General features: G+C 41.4%; 15 protein-coding genes, 3 tRNA genes and 1 pseudogene. 16 read left to right on the top strand and 3 right to left on the bottom strand.

Features of this window, described 5'->3' with window-relative positions; genetic code table 11:
* Positions 1 to 23 precede the first annotated feature (23 nt).
* A complete protein-coding gene (locus tag NQ508_RS10315; RefSeq protein WP_006427909.1) occupies positions 24 to 314 on the top strand; it encodes a hypothetical protein in 291 nt (96 codons plus the stop codon).
* Positions 315 to 773: a signal peptidase II gene (locus tag NQ508_RS10310; RefSeq protein WP_006427908.1), complete on the top strand. Its 459-nt coding sequence runs from the start codon at positions 315 to 317 to the stop codon at positions 771 to 773.
* A 158-nt stretch (positions 774 to 931) separates the two neighbouring features.
* Here the strand turns inward: NQ508_RS10310 and NQ508_RS10305 are convergent.
* Positions 932 to 1,002: transfer RNA gene (locus NQ508_RS10305), tRNA-Gly, on the bottom strand.
* 15 nt (positions 1,003 to 1,017) lie between these two features.
* Positions 1,018 to 1,092: transfer RNA gene (locus tag NQ508_RS10300), tRNA-Pro, on the bottom strand.
* Between the two features lie 230 nt (positions 1,093 to 1,322).
* On the opposite strand from NQ508_RS10300, the gene NQ508_RS10295 reads away from it, so the two are divergent.
* From NQ508_RS10295 to NQ508_RS10260, 8 genes are all read left to right on the top strand, one after another.
* Positions 1,323 to 2,219 carry a C39 family peptidase gene (locus tag NQ508_RS10295; RefSeq protein ID WP_006427907.1) on the top strand — a complete coding sequence of 299 codons (897 nt, stop codon included), beginning with the start codon at positions 1,323 to 1,325 and terminating at the stop codon, positions 2,217 to 2,219.
* Positions 2,220 to 2,275: 56 nt separating this feature from the next.
* Positions 2,276 to 3,487 (top strand): MalY/PatB family protein, encoded by a 1,212-nt coding sequence (locus tag NQ508_RS10290; protein ID WP_044920206.1) that lies wholly within the window; start codon positions 2,276 to 2,278, stop codon positions 3,485 to 3,487.
* A gap of 92 nt (positions 3,488 to 3,579) precedes the next feature.
* Positions 3,580 to 4,536, top strand: a complete 957-nt coding sequence (locus tag NQ508_RS10285) for an AEC family transporter (RefSeq protein WP_044920204.1) — start codon at positions 3,580 to 3,582, stop codon at positions 4,534 to 4,536.
* A gap of 113 nt (positions 4,537 to 4,649) precedes the next feature.
* The gene (locus NQ508_RS10280) at positions 4,650 to 5,996 is read left to right on the top strand and encodes an MATE family efflux transporter (protein ID WP_006427904.1); all 1,347 of its coding nucleotides are present in this window, start codon (positions 4,650 to 4,652) and stop codon (positions 5,994 to 5,996) included.
* 18 nt (positions 5,997 to 6,014) lie between these two features.
* Positions 6,015 to 6,680, top strand: coding sequence for a response regulator transcription factor (locus NQ508_RS10275; protein WP_006427903.1), 666 nt, complete (start codon positions 6,015 to 6,017; stop codon positions 6,678 to 6,680).
* A gap of 36 nt (positions 6,681 to 6,716) precedes the next feature.
* Positions 6,717 to 7,658: a sensor histidine kinase gene (locus NQ508_RS10270; RefSeq protein ID WP_006427902.1), complete on the top strand. Its 942-nt coding sequence runs from the start codon at positions 6,717 to 6,719 to the stop codon at positions 7,656 to 7,658.
* 91 nt (positions 7,659 to 7,749) lie between these two features.
* Positions 7,750 to 8,424, top strand: a complete 675-nt coding sequence (locus tag NQ508_RS10265) for an ABC transporter ATP-binding protein (protein ID WP_006427901.1) — start codon at positions 7,750 to 7,752, stop codon at positions 8,422 to 8,424.
* 4 nt (positions 8,425 to 8,428) lie between these two features.
* Complete coding sequence (locus tag NQ508_RS10260) at positions 8,429 to 11,242, top strand: ABC transporter permease (protein WP_006427900.1); 2,814 nt, start codon at positions 8,429 to 8,431, stop codon at positions 11,240 to 11,242.
* Position 11,243: 1 nt separating this feature from the next.
* Here the strand turns inward: NQ508_RS10260 and NQ508_RS10255 are convergent, their stop codons facing one another.
* Entirely contained in the window at positions 11,244 to 12,029 is a 786-nt protein-coding gene (locus NQ508_RS10255; RefSeq protein ID WP_006427899.1) for a hypothetical protein, read from the bottom strand.
* Between the two features lie 195 nt (positions 12,030 to 12,224).
* Here NQ508_RS10255 and NQ508_RS10250 point away from each other — a divergent pair.
* The 6 genes and pseudogenes from NQ508_RS10250 (at position 12,225) to NQ508_RS10225 (ending at position 16,284) form a co-directional block, all read left to right on the top strand.
* A tRNA-Gly gene (locus NQ508_RS10250) sits at positions 12,225 to 12,295 on the top strand.
* A 30-nt stretch (positions 12,296 to 12,325) separates the two neighbouring features.
* The gene (locus tag NQ508_RS10245) at positions 12,326 to 12,610 is read left to right on the top strand and encodes a hypothetical protein (RefSeq protein WP_055181945.1); all 285 of its coding nucleotides are present in this window, start codon (positions 12,326 to 12,328) and stop codon (positions 12,608 to 12,610) included.
* A 326-nt stretch (positions 12,611 to 12,936) separates the two neighbouring features.
* Positions 12,937 to 14,292, top strand: coding sequence for an MATE family efflux transporter (locus tag NQ508_RS10240; RefSeq protein WP_044920218.1), 1,356 nt, complete (start codon positions 12,937 to 12,939; stop codon positions 14,290 to 14,292).
* Positions 14,293 to 14,342: 50 nt separating this feature from the next.
* Entirely contained in the window at positions 14,343 to 14,810 is a 468-nt protein-coding gene (locus NQ508_RS10235; protein WP_006427895.1) for a YbaK/EbsC family protein, read from the top strand.
* Between the two features lie 58 nt (positions 14,811 to 14,868).
* Positions 14,869 to 15,321 (top strand): annotated as a pseudogene (locus NQ508_RS10230) (aldo/keto reductase); the annotation flags it as partial.
* Positions 15,322 to 15,831: 510 nt separating this feature from the next.
* Positions 15,832 to 16,284, top strand: a complete 453-nt coding sequence (locus NQ508_RS10225) for an Hsp20/alpha crystallin family protein (RefSeq protein ID WP_006427892.1) — start codon at positions 15,832 to 15,834, stop codon at positions 16,282 to 16,284.
* Positions 16,285 to 16,424: the final 140 nt, after the last annotated feature.

Here is a 16,424-nt window from a genome sequence, read left to right as displayed (position 1 = left end):
AACGAGATAAGGAGAGGATACTAATGGCAGATTTTTTTGAAGAATTCGGCAGAATGGTTTCAGATGTTGCTAGTGACATCACAAAGAAGACAGGAGATACTCTGGAAATCCAGAAGATTAAAAGCAATGTTCGTTCGTTAAAGAGAGCGAATGAAAGAGATCTTGCAGATATCGGACGTATGGTATATGAAAAATTCCAGAGTGGAGAAGTGTCAGACATGGATTATGTAACGCTCTGCGAAGAGATAGAAAAACGTGACGAAGAGATAGAAAAACAGGAAGAAGAGATCGTAAAGATCCAGGGAGAAGTATAAATGCGTACACGCATACCCGGTGCGGTCGGAACACTGTTCGCTCTTGATATGGCTGTAAAACAGTACATAGAAGAGAATGTAAGCGAGACGGAAGAAAAAAGTCTCTGTGGGACAGGGATTCTGATCAGAAAAGTATATAATAAAGGATTTGCATTTAACTCTATGGATTCCGAACCGGAAAAAGTAAAGAAAGCGTCGGTGATGACGACAGCAGCGATCGGACTTCTGACAATTATAGAAGCTTTTAGGGAAGGGCATATGCTTAGTAAGATAGCCCTGACATTCTTAAGCGCAGGAGCTTTAAGCAATACTTATGACCGTGTTGTCAGAGGAAAGGTAGTGGATTATATCGGTATTAAATCCAGTCACAAAATACTGGGCAATATAACCGCCAATCTGGCAGATATCTATATTTTGCTCGGTTCTGTATTTGCATTTTTGAAAAAGAAAATAGATTAGGGCTCAAGGAACAATCTGGACAAATAACGAACCCTGTCATCTTTCAGGTGTCTTCACATAAAGTTAGTGAAGACACCCGGAAGATGACAGGGTTCGTTGTTTGTCGCCATGCGGTTCGAAAGAAGCCGCCAGATAAATCTAAAATAGAGCATGAAAAAAGCGGGTGATGGGAATCGAACCCACGTATCCAGCTTGGAAGGCTGGTGTTCTACCATTGAACTACACCCGCATAATACATTATAAATCGGGGTGACAGGATTCGAACCTGCGACCTCCTGGTCCCAAACCAGGCGCTCTAGCCAAGCTGAGCCACACCCCGTTATTTGACGTGTCCTTAAGACAAGTAGTATGATATCATGATAAAATGTAAAAAGCAAGTAAAAAATGAAAAAAATTGAAAAAAGTCATAATTATATAAAAAAACGACACAAATACGAAAAGTCAGAATCAATATTAAGGAAATGATAAGTTGTATCCGCTGGAATGCTGTTGTATAATTAAGAACGATGTCGAGAAAATAGATTATTATTAAGAGGACTGAATTGACAGATGAAGGAGACTAATAACGTAGAACAACGACCAAGAACTTCTCTTTCAAAAGGTGCAAGAAGAAATCAGATATTAAGGCGTATAACAGTAGTCGGTGTGATAGCAGCAGTAATAACTGCTGCTTTTGCTGGCTATTGTCTGCACCGTGAACGTGTAGAAGAAAAACAGAAAGCAGAAGAGCTTAGAAAAGAAAAGCAGGATAAAAAAGAGGCGGCAAAAGTAAAGTCAAAGCCGGAAACTGCCGAACAGAAATTGGAACGTATACGAAAGCAGGCAACGGAACACGGATATCCGAAAAATGTGATCGAACTGTTGGATAAAAATGTGGAAACAGTAGATTTTGTGGCCGATTATGAAAAGAAAAAAGATAAGCCGTATGCAGATACGATAGGAAAAGATCTTTCGCAGGGAGGGATACCGGAACTTTTACAGTGGGATGAACGATGGGGATATGCTCCATACGGAACCAGTATAGTAGCGGCAAGTGGATGCGGACCGACCTGTATGGCGATGGTAGCAGCCGGACTGAATCAGGATGCGTCGATCACTCCGGCAAAGGTAGCTGCTTACGGAACGGAACATGGTTATGTGGACGAAGAGAATAACACCTACTGGAGATTCATGGATGAAGCCGGAGCAAACTGGAATCTTAACAGTACTGCAGGTCTTTTGTCAGAAGAGCAGGTAGCTTTAGAACTTTCGCAGGGACATCCGATCATATGCAGTGTCGGTCCGGGAGATTTTACCAAGATTGGACATTTTATCGTACTGACAGGTTATGAGAATGGCAATGTGAAAGTGAATGATCCGTTCAGCATAAAGAATTCGAAAGCAACATGGGTATTTGCCAATATCAAAGACCAGATAAAAGCGATGTGGGTATTTTCAAAAAAATAGCGATCAGACGGCAGGCGCCGGTGGAAGATCGTTTTCGGGAAACAGGAGAGAAAGATATGAGATATGATTTTACAAAGATTATAGACAGGCATGGAAAAGATGCGATTGCAGTAGACGGACTTGGAAAGAATCCGGGATTTGCACCGGAACCGCCAAAAGACGGATTTGATGTGATCCCGATGTGGGTGGCAGACATGAACTTTGAAACTGTCCCAACGATTCCAAAAGCGATCATGGACAGGGCAGCACATCCGGCATATGGATATTTCAATCCGGTGGAAGAGTATTATGATTCGATCATACGCTGGCATAAGATCCGCAATAATGTAGAAGGACTGATGCCGGAATATATCGGATATGAGAACGGAGTATTAGGCGGAGTAATCTCTGCTCTGACAGCTTTTGCCGCACCGGGAGATGCCGTACTTCTTCACAGCCCGACTTACATCGGATTCACCAAATGCATCACAGAGAATGGATACAAGATTGTACACAGTCCGCTCAAAAAAGACGAAAAAGGAATCTGGCGGATGGATTATGAAGACATGGATGCCAAGTTAAAGGCAAATAACATTCATGTAGCAATCTTCTGTAGTCCGCATAATCCGACCGGACGTGTATGGGAGCGCCGAGAGATTGAAGAGGCGATGGAAGTATATAAGAACAATGAATGTGTAGTGATCGCAGATGAGATCTGGTCAGATCTGATCTTAAAAGGCAGCCAGCACATTCCGACACAGTCGATCAGTCCGGATGCAAGAAACCGTACGATTGCATTGTATGCACCGAGTAAGACATTTAACCTGGCAGGTCTGGTAGGAAGTTATCATATAATCTTCAACAAAATGCTGCGTGACCGGGTGGAGGCAAAATCAAGAAAATCACATTATAATACAATGAATGTATTATCTATGCATGCGCTGATCGGGGCTTACGAGGCAGAAGGATATACCTGGGTCAATGAGCTTTGCCAGGTATTATCTGAAAATGTTGATTATGCAGTGAATCATATCCGTGACTACTACAGAGGAATTGAAGTAAGTAAGCCGCAGGGAACTTATATGTTGTTCCTGGACTGCGAAGACTGGTGCGAGGAAAATTATAAGTCACTGGATGAGCTGTTAAAAGCAGGATGGGACATAGGCGTTGCATGGCAGGACGGAAGACCGTTCCACCAGAAATATGGAATCCGTATGAATCTTGCATTACCGCTTGGCAGAGTAAAAGAAGCATTCGAGCGTCTGGATGAGTACGTATTTCATGTGTAAATATCTGGAAAATATACAGAAATAAAAAGTATAATGCTGTAGATTCCAAAGGAAAATACAGCATTTATTAAGAATGAGAGAAGTGAGAAAATTTGGATAATATAATTGTATCGTTTAATGTAATTGCACCGGTATTTTTTCTTATGGTATTAGGATATTTTCTGGTCAATTATACATCTCTGGCGGACGGAAAGCTTACAAAACAGGCAAATGCCATTGTGTTTAAGATATTTTTACCATGTATGTTATTCTACAATGTCTACCAGAGTGATATCGGTTCTGAGATACATAGCAGGATCAGGCTGTGCATCTGGGCAGCAGGGGGACTTCTGATACTGTTCGTATTGTTGTGTCTGATCGTTCCAAGGATCGTAACACAGGAAAATCAGCAGGGTGTAGTTATCCAGGGAATTTTCCGGAGCAATTATGTGATCTTCGGAGTTGCAGTCGTACAGAATATGTATGGACCGAAAAGTACGACGACAGCGGCAATTTTAAGTGCCATCCTGGTACCGATGTATAATTTCCTTGCAGTAGTCGCGCTGTCAATCTTCGGTGAAAAAAGGGAAAATGACTGGAAAAAGATTATTCTGGATATTATAAAGAATCCACTGATCATATCTTCGGTATTAGGGATTATATTTTCACTTCTTGGGATCAGACTTCCGACAGCTGTCGATACAACGGTTCAGGATCTGGCCAAATTATCAACACCGATTGCGTTTATGATTCTGGGTGGTGATCTGGACTTTTCAAAAATAAAAGGAAACTTAAAAACAGCATTTGTGGTATTGACGATCAAGCTGGTAATCTTGCCGCTTATCATGATTCCGATGGTGGTTATGATGGGTTACCGGGATGCGGACCTGTTGTCCGGGGGGCTGGCATATCAGACGCCGGTTGCAGTATCCAGCTATATCATGGCGCAGCAGGCGGGAGCGGATGGACAGCTTGCCGGGCAGCTGGTTGTGTTCTCATCGGTGCTTTCGATATTTACGTTGTTTGTGACGATATTCATATTGCGGACGATGGGGCTCCTTGCGGTTTAGTATCATAAAAGTAATCACTCTCTTTCAAAAAAATCTTCCTGAAAAGTTGATTTACCAGGTTAATAGGAATAAAATTATGAAATGAGTATTTCTAAAGACAAGGATGTTACAATATGGAGAAAGATTTAACAACAGGAAGTGTATTTAAGACAGTCATTTATTTTTCACTGCCATATCTGTTATCGTACTTTTTACAGACGTTATATGGTATGGCAGATTTATTTATTGTCGGTCAGTTTGGCGGGGTCAGCAGTACGACGGCGGTATCGATCGGAAGCCAGATCATGCATATGCTGACAGTTATGATCGTAGGGCTTGCGATGGGAGCGACGGTTATGATCGGGCGCTGCATCGGTGCAAAAGATTATAAGAAAGCATCGGAGACAATTGGAAACACGGCAACGATGTTCATGGGAATTGCGATCATACTTATGATCGTATTACTGGCGGCAGTCAGACCGATCGTCAGTGTGATGTCGACACCGGCCGAGGCAGTAGAAGGAACGATCCGTTATCTGACAATCTGCTTTATCGGGATTCCTTTTATTACAGCTTATAATATTATCAGTGCAATCTTCCGTGGAATCGGTGATTCCAAAAGTCCGATGTACTTTATTGCAGTAGCATGCGCAGCGAATATCGGTCTGGATTATCTGTTCATCGGAGTCATGGGACTGGATGCGGCCGGAGCAGCACTTGGAACGACCATCGCACAGGCAGTCAGTGTCATTGTTTCACTTACCGTGGTCATAAAAAAGGGCACAGGGATCAAATTAAGAAAATCGGATCTTCGTCCGAAGAGACATACGATGAAAAACATATTGAAAGTCGGTGTGCCGGTTGCACTGCAGGATGGATTTATCCAGATATCGTTTATTGCAATCACAATATTTGCCAACCAGCGTGGATTAAATGATGCGGCGGCGGTAGGTATTGTGGAAAAGATCATAGGGATCCTGTTCCTGGTACCGTCTTCTATGTTGTCAACGATATCGGCATTGGCATCGCAGAATATTGGTGCAGGCAAGCATGACCGTGCACGCCTGACATTGCGGTATGTATTATGTATGACAGTAGGATATGGATTAGTTGCGGCAACGATTGTGCAGTTTGTATCTGTTCCGTTTGTTGGACTATTCACGAATGACGGGGCAGTACAGATACTTGGAGGACAGTATTTAAGAAGTTATGCATGGGACTGCGTATTTGCAGGAGTGCATTTCTGTTTAAGTGGATATTTTTATGCATATGGCTTGTCTATCGTATCATTTATCCACAATTCCATATCTATCATATGTGCGAGAATCCCATTGTCTTATTATGCGGCAACGCATTTTCCGGATACATTATTTCCGATGGGCTGTGCGGCACCGGCAGGATCGATCATCTCAATCATTATCTGTGTTGGTGTACTGATATGGATGAATAAACACACGGAAAAATATATGGAAAGAACGTAGTGATCGGAGAGAAAATATATGACGATCGGAATTATAGAAGACGACACATTATTACATCAGGCACTCAAAACAGCACTGCAAAACGCAGGCTATCAGACCGTATCCGCATACACAAAACAAGAGGCTCTTACTACAATTACAGGCAGTGAGAGCCTTCTTCTCATTGACATTGGACTTCCGGACGGCAATGGACTTGCATGTTACAAAAAGATCCGGGAAAAGGCAGAGATACCGGCCATTTTCCTGACAGCAAGAGACGAAGAAACGGATATGTTGACAGCATTTGACACAGGAGCAGACGATTATGTGGTAAAACCATTTTCCATGAAAGTGCTTCTAAAGCGCATAGAGGCAGTGATCGGACGGAACAACAGAGAAAAACAACTGGCATGCGGAGAAATAATATTATTTCCTGATAAGAAGCAAGTATACAAGAACGAAAAGGAAATTATCCTTACAGCCAGAGAATATCAGTTACTGGAATATCTGATGTACAATCAGGGAAATGTACTGACGAAAGAAAATATCCTGGAATATGTATGGGGACTGGATGGCCAGTTTGTAGTGGATAATACCGTCAGTGTTACGATCAACCGGCTGCGGAAAAAGATAGAAACAGATGCAGGATCACCGATATATCTGAAAAATGTATTTGGATTGGGATACAAGCTGGAGTGCGTCTGAAAAAGTAATGGCAGATACAAAAAGGAAGAGAAAAGAATGAATATCATAATAATCGTAGTGGCAGTAACGGCAGGAGTAATTCTGGGTGGAACTGCCATATATGTTTATCAGGGAAAATGCAGACAGAAAGAACTTAAGTTATTGGCAGAATGTATGGAAAAGATATTGCGAGAGGAAAAGATCCGGGAAACAAAAGCAGGAGAAGAGACATTATATGCAAGACTGGAATCCAGACTGGTAAGGATCCAGGAAATGTTAAATGGACGGACAGAAGCTGCGGAGAAGAGTAAAGATGAGATCCAGAAGCTGATTTCAGAGATTGCACACCAGATGCGGACACCCCTTGCCAATATCAGGACATATCAGGAATTATTAGAGGAAGAATGGAGTAAAACCAGGACGAAGACGGATGAAAATGTGGATAACTATCTAAATGCAATGAGATCCGGAGAACAACAACTGGAATTCCTGACAGAAGGATTCGTGAAGATGTCCAGACTTGAGCAGAACATGATTCAGATACGGAAAGAAGAGACAGATCTGTTAAAGACCGTGAGAAACTGTCTTGGAAGAATTCAAAAGCAGGCAGAAGAAAAACGGATTGCATTTAGGATAGAGCTGCCGCAAGAAGTCAACTGTCCGCATGATGCCAACTGGATTGGGGAAGCAATCGATAATGTTCTGGATAATGCCGTGAAATACAGCCGGCCTGGCGGAATCATAGAAATGAGAATCCAGAAGAATGAAATGCATGCAAAGATTACTGTAAAAGATAATGGGCTTGGAATTGAAAAGGGAGAAGAGCATAAGATTTTCCAGAGATTCTACAGAGGAAAGAACGTGACCACACAGAAAGGTTATGGAATCGGACTTTATCTGGCGAGAAAAATTATCGGCCTTCATGGCGGATTTATGATTGCAAAAAACAGATATTCGGAAAAAGGTCTGATGATCGAGATAAATCTTCCAGTCTGTTAGAAGTTTGTTAGATTTGTCCTGTATGCTGTATGAGACAAGTGAAAGTTCCGATACGAAACGGACACAATTATAAGCAAGGAGAAAAAATCTTATGGAAATGATAAAAGCAGCAGGATTAAAGAAATATTATGTGACAGATAATTACGAAGTCCATGCGCTGGACGGAGTGAGTCTGTCCGTAGAAGAAGGGGAATTCCTGGCAATCATCGGTACATCAGGAAGCGGGAAGACGACATTACTTCAGATCCTGGGCGGCCTGGATGAACCCACTGCAGGTGGCGTCTGGATACGCGGCAACAGTCTGAAAGATATGACGGAAGATGAACGCACGATATTCAGGAGAAGGAATATCGGATTCGTATTTCAACAGTATAATCTGATCCCTGTTATCAATGTATATGAGAATATCGTACTTCCGCTCAGACTGGACGGTGCAGAGATTGATGAAAAATTGCTGGAAGATATTGTCAGAACGTTAAAGATTGGAGAAAAGTTAGAGAATCTCCCGGAAGAACTGTCCGGCGGACAACAACAACGAGTGGCAATTGCAAGGGCGTTAATGGTAAAGCCGGCAGTACTTTTGTGTGACGAGCCAACAGGAAATCTGGACTCTGTCACAAGTATGGAAGTAATTTCATTGTTGAAGACTTGTGCAGCAAGATTCCACCAGACGGTGATTGTTGTGACCCATCAGGAAGCGATCGCACAGATGGCAGACCGTATTCTGCGCGTAGAAGACGGGAAATTATACAATGCGGAGGTGTAATGAAATGAATGGATTTACACCGAACAATAATACGAACGTGATCCGGCTGCTTTCGGAAGCTATCAGAAAATGTAATAAAAGCAGAAACCGGATTCTTATGGGAGCAGTCGTTTTATGTATTCTTACACTGACATTTGTCTTTGGAACGGCTTACGGAAAAATAAATGCAGAATATACGAAAAATATTCGGATGGATGGAACAACGGCATCCACTTACATAGAAGAGGGAACAAAGCAGCAATATGAAAAAGCACGTTCCTTAGGATATGTAAGAGAAATCGGAAGAAGAATGAAAATGGGTGAAGCCACAGAATCCGGAAAGAAAGAATCTATCTGTTCCATACAAGTGCTGGATCAGACTGCATGGGAAAAGATGATGAAGCCCGCCTATACCGGTGTCCATGGAACCTATCCCAAAAAGCAGCAGGAAATCATGCTTCCGGTAAAGACATTAAAAAAGCTTGGAATTGATAATCCGAAAAGAGGGATGAAGATAGCACTTGATATATCGATCAGCTTTTTTCAGACAGAAAAAGAAGAGTTCAAATTATCAGGCTGGTACAGTGCTTATACAGAAGATAATGGAAGAAGCAAAGCAATCGGATATGTGTCAGAAAAGAAACTGAAGGACTGGGGTTATGATATTAAAGATGGTTCGGATATTCTGATCTGTCCGGCGAATGACATGGACTGGAAAGATACAGAAGAAAAATTATATGAAGATGTGCCGATGAAAGACAATTCCCAACAGATCATTGCGACAGATACAGCGAAGAATCGGGCTGTAAAAGAGGTGACAGGAAGTTACGGGATGGCAGCAGTGGAGGCAGTTGTGATTATCTGTGGAATGTTTTTGCTTGTCTACAATGTGATGCAGATCTCCATGGCAGGCGATATCCGTCAGATGGCGCTGCTCCATACGATCGGTACAACGAAAAAGCAGCTCCGTAAGATCTATATCCGGCAGATCATGCGGACGATAGTGCCGGGAGGTATTGCAGGTATAGGTTTGTCGGTTGTGTTATTGCGATATCTGATACCGCAACTATTGGGCAGACAGTATCTGAATGGATATGGAGGCGCAGAAGAACTGCAGATCTTTCGGGTGGAAATCTTGTTGTTAGCGGTAGTCTTCACGTTGTTGGTAATCTTGGGTGCATCGGAACAGGTGATCTGGCAGACTGTAAACAGAACCTGTATAGAGGGAATGCATTACACGGAGCAGAAGGGAAGCAAGAAACAACAGCATGGAAAAGCAGGTCATGCAGATAAAGGAGCAGTCTTAAACAAGAAAAAAAGAAGCGAAACACAGGAACTGTGCTTTATGGCATGGAAGAACGTCACAAGATACAGGCAGGGATTTGTCATTACAGTTAGTTCATTGTTCCTCGGAATAGAAATGTTCCTGATTGTCATGGTGATCACAGATGGAAGTGATTATGCGAATATCATTAATCAGAGACCGGATTTCCTGATCGCAGGGGAATTCAGTGAGTTTGCACAAAAAGAGGGAAGCGGGACAGAATATCAGACACAGTCGCCGGATCAAGATCCACTGAAATCAGAAGGAGATAGTTTCGAACTCTTATATGACAATGAATATGATGAATTTTCACCGATATCCGAAAAGGTGCGGAACCGCTTGTGGAATCTTGACGGTGTGAAGAAAAAGAAATCTTATATAACCGAAGGAGCCTATATGCTTTCCAGTATATCCAGAGATGGAGTACGTCCACTGGAAAAGGATACTTATCTGGGAAAAAATGTGGAATATGCAGAAGAAAGCAGTACTGATTATGAATCCGGGGCAAAGATGATCGAAGGACTGGATGCCGATACTGTTCAGATTGTCAGTGAAAATGAATTAAAAGCATTAAAAACTTATGTAGAGAAAAACAAGTTAAAAGTTGATATGGACAGTCTGGAAAACGGAACAGGGGTAATGATCATCCATGATCATAAGTTGTCACAAAAGCAGGGAAGACAGGCAGAAAAAGCAGTGGGAGAAACGGTATGTTTATCTCCTTTAAAGAATAAAGAAACGTGTATCCGGTGGAATTCCATGACGGACAAAGAAAGAGACAAGGAAGATGAGATAATAAAAGCAGAAACGCCGTCTACAGAATATACGTTAAGCGGCTATCTGGATAATCAGGCAGATGACTTCCCGGAGATCCACCAGACCTGGCATGGTGCAGAAGGAGATATCTATTATCTGGTCAGTGAAAAAGGATTTAACCGTTTACCTACGAAGAGAAAGACATTTTGCATGGAATTAAACGTAGAGAAAAAGAAAGAAAAAAAGATCATGTATGAAATCCAGAAGATTCTTTCGGCAGAAAATCAGCGGCGGAAAAGCAATACACAGACAAGCCTGGACGGAGAAGGAGAAGCAGGCATTTTTTACATTGCAAGATCAGATCTTATGCAGAAAAATGCAGACTACATCCGGGGAAACAGAATTATGTTCGGAAGTATCAGTGTAATATTATTGTGTGTCGGACTGGTTAATTATTTTAATACTATGTTTACAGGAATTGTGGGCAGGAAAAAAGAACTGGAGATTATGAGAAAGATTGGAATGACACGCCGGCAGGAAAGAAAGCTGTTATTACTGGAAGGCAGCTATTATGTACTGCTTATCGCAGGCCTTGTAGCGTCAGTTGGATCAATCATACTAAAAGGAATCAACGTTTATATGAGAAAACAGCTTTCTTATTTTACCTTTCATTATCCGGTAGGAGCGATTGCAGGAAGTATTGTAATTATGGAAATAATGTGCGTTATAATTTGTAACCTGCTTATATTGAAAAAGTAGGTTAAATAAATAATTTCACCAACTGCGTTTTATCCAGCACAAAAATCGATACATCCATAAAAAGATGCGCCAGTAGCGTACTAAGGATCACACCGTTGGAAGTCAACAGGAATCCACAGTGGAATCCATACCAGCATACGATGGCGGAATAACTTCCCATCAGTACCAGAAGCGGCAGATTTCTTGCGACACCTTGCAGTGTTTCTTTGATATCTTCAAGTGTAGAATCAAAGTACAGGAAACGGCCGACTGCCAGTGTGATAAAATACATGATCAGTGAATCATAGTTCGAATCATGGTAGATGAACTTGATATATAATAAGATCAGAATAATATAAAAGGCAGAGATCAGCCGCACGGACGCCTTTTGTCTGGTCGGAATTGCAGTTAACGGAACGAACAGGATATCGAACCAGTTTGTCATAAATACAGAAAATACCAGAAATAAAAGTAAGATAATGTTCTGGTATTTCTGCCAGTAAAAGGCAGCCTGTGGGATCCGCTCATCGATAATATAATAAAGAGACAGGAACAACAGTACCGAAGTACTGGAAAATACCATCTCATAAAAGCTTTCAATAAGCGAGATTTCTTTTACTTTGTGGATATGGTTCAGCTTCCGGATCTGTTTTGGCGTCAGATCCTGTGTATTAAGTTTATAGTGTTTCTTAAGCTTGGCTGCCAGAATAACGATCGCAAGCACTGCGATCAGGCAGAGCAGGGAGACAAGCATGAAGCCTCCGGCATTCTTAAAGTTAAAATAATGAATCAGATAATATTGGAACATATCATATACCTTCTTTGATGTAATATTTTTTCGGTTACATATTGTAGCACTTTGAAAAAATATTGCAAATAGGAGAATTAGTAGTGGCAGGTCTTGTAGATGTGAAATTGAGTTAAGTGTCAAAAAAATTAAAAAAATTTAAAAAGTGCTTGCATTTTAGAAAACATCATGCTATTATAAATGAGCATTGTTGATGCGGGTGTAGTTCAATGGTAGAACACCAGCCTTCCAAGCTGGATACGTGGGTTCGATTCCCATCACCCGCTTTTTTGCTACCCTTTTTTATGAAGGGAGATATGTTGGCATTTACGGCTATGATTTCCTGGGGCTTCTATTCCGCAATCATCAAGAAAATCGGTGAATGGGATTATCCGACGGCAGCGGTGACCAGGAGAATCTATTTTTACGGAATGTTATTCCTGATTCCGGTTCTGATGTGGCAAGGGGTGTCATGGGATGTGACGGTTGTGCTATCTGTGGTGATACTGCATGAGAAGATGACGTTCGTATCTGTGACGGGAGCTCTGTTAATTCTGCTGGGACTGATCGTATCGCAGAAGAAAATTAATCAGAAAAAATAAAAGATTATAAGAAGCTTTGAATCCGGTGGATTATTGTGCCGGATCCAAGGCTTTTTTTGCCGTTGGTCGCTTGAAAGAAGCTGCAAAAGAAGATGCCGGTAAGAAATTCTACAGATAATAAGCTGGATAAGAAATGAAAATGTGGATATCGGGTTCTGCGGTCAGCTGGAAATATACAGATATATATGAAAAAATATACAATAAAATATGGAAATATTCCTGTGACAAAACAGAAAGTTTGTTGTAAAATAACCGATACAGTTCAAAAAACAATAATTAAGAAATGGAATATTTCAGATAAAATCATAGTGGAGGTTTACAGATATATGGAAAACGAACTTTTTGAAAAAGCACCGGTACATAAGGCATATTTTAATATGGCATTACCGCTGGTATTCAGTATGGTCATTTCACTGGTCTATAATATGGTAGATACATTCTTCATTGCAAGAACGGGAAATACGAATCTGGTAGCAGGTGTGTCACTTGGAGCACCGATGTTCACGGCTATGATCGCACTTGGAGATATCTTCGGACTGGGTGGAAGTTCCATGATCGCAAGATTATTCGGACAGAGGAAAGATGAGGATGCAAAACGCATCAGTTCCTTCTGTTTTTATGGAGCAATTATCTGCGGAGTAATCGTAACAGTATTACTTCTGATCTTCCGTGCACCGATGCTGCATTTATTAGGAGCGGATGCAAATACTTACAAATATGCATCACAGTACTATACATATCTGGTGCTGGGTTCTGTATTTATTATTGTATCATTTACACCGAACAACCAGCTCAGGTCAGAAGGATTTTCGAAAGCATCCATGGAAGGTTCCGTCCTTGGTGCAGTAGTGAATATTATATTAGATCCTATTTTTATTTCGGTACTGGGTATGGGAGCCGGCGGAGCCGCGATTGCAACAATCATCGGGTATATTGCGACGGACGCTTATTATGTGTGGATATATTTGAAAAAGAGTAAAAAGCTGTCGATTGATCCGGGACATATGCATATTAACATGCAAGAATTCAGACAGATCCTGGCAATCGGAATTCCTGCATCGATCACGAACTTTATGCAGAGCTTTGCAGTTACTGTTACAAACAGGAGTCTGCTTGTATATGGAAACAATAAAGTTGCGGCGATGGGAATCGTGATGAAAGTAAATATGATCGCGGCGTTGATTCTGGTTGGATTTGCGTTCGGATGTCAACCGTTGGTTGGTTATAATTATGGGGCAAGGAATAAGAAACGTCTGAAAGAGATTCTCGCATTCTGTTATAAATTCGAATGTGGTCTGGCAGTTATACTGGCAGTAATCTTATCCGCCGGTGCAAGACCCTTGATCCGTGTATTCATGAAGACACAGGAGATTGTAGATTCGGGTGTGCTGATGTTACGTCTTCAGCAAGCAGGAATGATGTTTATGGCAGTCGTTCTGGTTACGACCTGTGTATTCCAGTCGGCGGGAAAAGCAATGGGAGCATTCTTGTTATCAGTCAGCCGTCAGGGTGTGATCTATGGAATTGTGATCGTTATTGCTTCGCATATGATCGGATATCATGGTGTGTTGGCAGCACAGGCTGTTTCTGATTTCCTGACAGCATTGATAGCTGCTATCCTGCTGAAACATGAGTTGTGGAGTGAATTAACCGATATAAAAAGGAATGAAGAAGCAGTATAGAAGTAGTATAATAAAAAGAAAGTATAGATGCAGGAAGGAAGATATGGATCATGTCATTAGAAAGAGCAAAGAAATATCTGGAAGAAAAAGGTTATGCAGATCACGTGATTGAACTGGAAGAATCAAGTGCGACGGTACAGCTTGCAGCAGAAGCTCTCGGTGTAGAGCAGGGAATGATCGCAAAGACGATGTCATTTCTGGTTGATGGAGAACCAATCCTGATCTTGACAGAGGGAACGGCGAAGGTTGATAATCGTAAATATAAGGATCAGTTTCATGTGAAGGCGAAGATGATTCCATTCGATGAAGTAGAAGAATATATCGGACATGCCCCGGGCGGTGTGTGTCCATTTGGAATTAAAGATGGAATTAAAGTTTATCTAGATGAGTCTCTGAAACGTTTTGAGACGGTATATCCTGCAGCTGGTAATGACCACAGTGCAGTTAGACTTACGATTGCAGAACTGGAAGACGTTGCCGGGGCATGTGGATGGATTGATGTATGTAAAGAAATGTAAAGAAAGAGAGAAAGTGGATTGTCGGTAGATGATCCGCTTTTTTCTATGCATTTGCAAGTCTGTAATGGAGAATCATTATAATCTACTGTACCGTGAAGATGAAAGAGAATTGATTCCTATCTGTAAACAGATGAATGTCTCACTGATGCCATATAGCCCGCTTGTAGCAGGACACCTTGCAAGACCGACATGGAAATCCGAATCTTTAAGAGGAAGAACGGACAGAGTTGCGGTTGGCAAATATGACCGTATGGAAGACGCAGATATGAAGATTGTCACCCGCGTACACGAACTTGCAGAAAAGTATCAGTGTAAGATGTCGCAGATCGCAATCGCATGGCAGTGGGCAAAAGGTGTTACTTCGCCGATCATCGGTGCAACGAAGATGCAGTATCTGGATGATGCGGCAGGTGCATTGAACGTTCGACTGACAGCAGAAGGCATTGCATATCTGGAAGAGTGTTATGTACCACATCCGATTGTTGGTGCGATTGATAAGAATCCGGCGTAAGGTGTGATGTTGTTGGATGAGAAGAAATAGAGAAAATTATGAATAGACAGTAAAGCAGATGGAGAATATCTGGTTGATAAAATTAATATTTCAGAAAGGCAAGTATCACAAAAAAAGATACTTGCCTTTTTCGTAACTATGCGATTATAAGAAACTATCAATGATGGGTACTGCCGCGCTAGATTATATTTTTACTGGAATGGCAGGAGAAAAAGTGCTGCATACCCGGAGCCTGGAATATGTTGTGGATGAAATATGGAAGTAGATTTTTCATTTTAAGGGTACACAAATTTTTTGAAAAAATTAGCACTCACCTATTGACAGTGCTAATAATGCGTGCTATAGTACAGATAGAACAAAGGAAGAGAGATAAAGAATCAAAGATATGAAGCCGACAGCATTCATACAAGATTCAAACATCCGGAATCCCGAAGTTCCAGCAAACAACACCTCGGAATTCTCCGATCGTGCTAATTATAAATTTTTATCATTTGGAAGGAGATATGACTTATGATGATGCCTAGTATTTTTGGAGAAAACTTATTTGATGACTTTATGAACGATTTTTCATTCCCAACATTCCCGAATGTTGACAAAGAACTGTATGGAAAACACGCAAAGAACTTAATGAAGACAGATGTAAAAGAGACAGAAAATGCATATGAGATAGACATTGACTTGCCGGGATTTAAGAAAGATGAGATCCAGATGGAACTGAAAGACGGCGTACTTACCGTCAGTGCAGCCAAAGGACTGGACAAAGATGAGGAAGACAAGAAAGGTAACTACATTAGAAAAGAGCGTTATGCAGGCAGCATGAGCAGAAGCTTCTATGTAGGAAAACATGTAACCGTAGAGGATGTACATCCGAAATATGAAAGTGGAATCCTTTCCTTCAGTGTTCCGAAAGCAGAAGCAAAACCGGTAGAAGAGAAGAAACATTACATTTCAATCGAAGGTTAATGACAGGCAGATGCGGGAAACGATAAGTGACGGTATAGCCTGTATGGCAAAAGAGTAAACGTACCCCACAGGTGTTAAGCCTGTGGGGTACAATATCATAAAGAGAAAATAATCAGGATAACGTAAGAAGCTCACATATT

Source organism: Dorea longicatena, assembly GCF_025150085.1.
In the GTDB taxonomy this organism is placed as follows: domain Bacteria; phylum Bacillota; class Clostridia; order Lachnospirales; family Lachnospiraceae; genus Dorea_A; species Dorea_A longicatena.
The sequence above is the reverse complement of the archived record's forward strand: the minus strand, read 5'-3'. Positions and strand labels throughout refer to the sequence as shown.

What these genes read in the sequence shown, in the direction of transcription:
- NQ508_RS10315 (WP_006427909.1), top strand. Translation starts at nt 24, where the DNA reads ATGGCAGATTTTTTTGAAGAATTCGGCAGAATGGTTTCAGATGTTGCT.
- NQ508_RS10310 (WP_006427908.1), top strand. Translation starts at nt 315, where the DNA reads ATGCGTACACGCATACCCGGTGCGGTCGGAACACTGTTCGCTCTTGAT.
- NQ508_RS10295 (WP_006427907.1), top strand. Translation starts at nt 1,323, where the DNA reads ATGAAGGAGACTAATAACGTAGAACAACGACCAAGAACTTCTCTTTCA.
- NQ508_RS10290 (WP_044920206.1), top strand. Translation starts at nt 2,276, where the DNA reads ATGAGATATGATTTTACAAAGATTATAGACAGGCATGGAAAAGATGCG.
- NQ508_RS10280 (WP_006427904.1), top strand. Translation starts at nt 4,650, where the DNA reads ATGGAGAAAGATTTAACAACAGGAAGTGTATTTAAGACAGTCATTTAT.
- NQ508_RS10275 (WP_006427903.1), top strand. Translation starts at nt 6,015, where the DNA reads ATGACGATCGGAATTATAGAAGACGACACATTATTACATCAGGCACTC.
- NQ508_RS10270 (WP_006427902.1), top strand. Translation starts at nt 6,717, where the DNA reads ATGAATATCATAATAATCGTAGTGGCAGTAACGGCAGGAGTAATTCTG.
- NQ508_RS10265 (WP_006427901.1), top strand. Translation starts at nt 7,750, where the DNA reads ATGGAAATGATAAAAGCAGCAGGATTAAAGAAATATTATGTGACAGAT.
- NQ508_RS10260 (WP_006427900.1), top strand. Translation starts at nt 8,429, where the DNA reads ATGAATGGATTTACACCGAACAATAATACGAACGTGATCCGGCTGCTT.
- NQ508_RS10255 (WP_006427899.1), bottom strand. Translation starts at nt 12,029, where the DNA reads ATGTTCCAATATTATCTGATTCATTATTTTAACTTTAAGAATGCCGGA.
- NQ508_RS10245 (WP_055181945.1), top strand. Translation starts at nt 12,326, where the DNA reads ATGTTGGCATTTACGGCTATGATTTCCTGGGGCTTCTATTCCGCAATC.
- NQ508_RS10240 (WP_044920218.1), top strand. Translation starts at nt 12,937, where the DNA reads ATGGAAAACGAACTTTTTGAAAAAGCACCGGTACATAAGGCATATTTT.
- NQ508_RS10235 (WP_006427895.1), top strand. Translation starts at nt 14,343, where the DNA reads ATGTCATTAGAAAGAGCAAAGAAATATCTGGAAGAAAAAGGTTATGCA.
- NQ508_RS10225 (WP_006427892.1), top strand. Translation starts at nt 15,832, where the DNA reads ATGATGATGCCTAGTATTTTTGGAGAAAACTTATTTGATGACTTTATG.